The sequence below is a fragment of the Aliiroseovarius sp. PTFE2010 genome (assembly GCF_049943335.1).
Lineage (GTDB): Bacteria > Pseudomonadota > Alphaproteobacteria > Rhodobacterales > Rhodobacteraceae > JBNFVY01.
On record NZ_JBNFVY010000029.1, the window covers coordinates 1 to 1,910 of the forward strand.

At 58.8% G+C, this 1,910-nt stretch carries 1 protein-coding gene; it reads right to left on the reverse strand.

The genetic code is table 11. The features are described 5' to 3' along the window. Window positions 1-231 precede the first annotated feature (231 nt). On the reverse strand, window positions 232-1,860 hold the full coding sequence (locus ACP2AV_RS15615; RefSeq protein ID WP_426373692.1) for a GMC family oxidoreductase: 1,629 nt from the start codon (window positions 1,858-1,860) through the stop codon (window positions 232-234). Between the last annotated feature and the right edge of the window lie 50 nt (window positions 1,861-1,910).

A 1,910-nucleotide genomic window follows, 5' to 3' on the forward strand; every position in this document is an offset into this window, starting at 1 on the left:
GATTTCGGTGTCGCCGTGGTAGCGGGCCCCATGATCGATCAGTGAATGGATCGTCAGTGGCATCGCCATCATTTGTCCGCGCATTTGTCTTCCTCATTCGATACTGGGTTTTGGGCTGTGTTTTGATCGCTCTGGACCGCTTGAAAGCTGCTGGTTGCGGCTTCCAGCTTTTTGCAACAAACCCCATCGCATCCGTGACAGGCGTCTGTTTTCACTTCTTTTTCTATGTCCTCAGGCAACGGCACGACTCCGATCAAGAACGCGCACCTGCCCCAGGATGATCTCGGCCGCGTTCTCGGCGATGACCATGGTGGGCGCGTTGGTGTTTCCGGCGACAAGGCTTGGCATGATGGACGCATCCACCACCCGCAATCCTGACACGCCGCGCACTTTCAGTTCGGGGTCAACAACCGACGCCTGGTCCGCCCCCATCCGGCATGTGCCGACCGGGTGATAGATCGTTTCTGCGCCTTCCCGGATGAAGGACGCGATTTCATCGTCGCTCTGCACGGATTTGCCGGGCTGAACTTCGTATTTGCTATGCGCGGACATTGCCGGAGCTTCGAGGATCCTGCGCCCCACCTTGAACGCGTCGATCATTGTTTTCAGATCGTCCGGATCGCTCAGATAGTTCGGCTGAATCAGCGGATCGTCCATTGGATCCGGGCTTTTGAGCCCGATATGGCCCCGGCTTTTCGGCAACACATCGCAAATGTGAAGGGTATAACCATAGCCAAAAGCGATCTTGCGGCCATGATCTTTCAGATAGGTCGGCAGAAAGTGAAACTGCACGTTCGGCCTGTCGCGATCCGGCGACGATTTCACGAACCCGCCGCTTTCCGCCACATTCGACGTCATGAACCCCTTGCGCCGGAAGATGTAAGAATACAAACCGCCAATGCCCCGCGGCAAAAAGCTGGGCGCGACGCCGATCGGGCGCCGTGAACTTGCGGCGTGCATGATCGTCACATCCAGGTGGTCGGCCAGGTTCTTGCCCACCTCGGGAAGATCGTGAACCACCGACAGGCCGTGACGTTTGATTTCCCGGGCATCCCCGATACCGGACAGAAGCAGAAGCTGTGGTGAGTTTATGGCCCCGCCGGACAGGATCACCTCGCCGCCATCATTGAGGCGCAGTTGGCGGTATTCGCCGCCTTGCTGCAACGTGACACCGGTTGCTGTCTTGTCCTCCATGACGACACGGGTCACGCGGGCGTCGGTGAATATTTCAAGGTTGGTTCGGGATTCAGCGCCCCGCAGAAAAGCCTGCGCCGAGCTCCAGCGTCGCCCGTCCTTTTGCGTGACCTGATACATGCCCAGTCCCTCTTGGGTGCCGCTGTTAAAGTCGCCGTTGTGGGGAATTTGCAGTTCGCGCCCTGCCTGCACGAAATCGCGGCTCAGGGGGTTCACGGTTTTCAGTTCGCTGACGGAAAGTTCGCCGCCTTTTCCGTGGGTGTCGGTTGCGCCGAAGCGGTGGTTGTCTTCGATCCGCTTGAACAGGTCTGTCATGCGGTCCCAGCCCCAGACATCCGTGCCCGCCTCGGACGCCCAGTAGTCGTAGTCGTCCTTGTGGCCGCGAATATAGACCATGGCGTTGATCGACGACGAACCGCCCAGCGTCTTGCCGCGGGGCCAGAACAGCTGGCGGCCATTCAGGTGTTCTTGCGGTTCCGTGTCAAAGGCCCAGTTCAGTTTCTTGCTGTTGGCCAGCAAGGCGATGCCCAGTGGCATGTGGATCAGGGGGCTTTTGTCTTTTGGGCCCGCTTCGATAAGCGCGATGCGTTTTGCCGGGTCTGCTGACAGGCGGTTGGCCAGAACGCAACCGGCGGATCCGGCCCCAACGATGATATAGTCGTACATTTCTTCTCTCCCTATTGGTTCGCAGCGGCGTTAGCCGAGCACCCGAACCA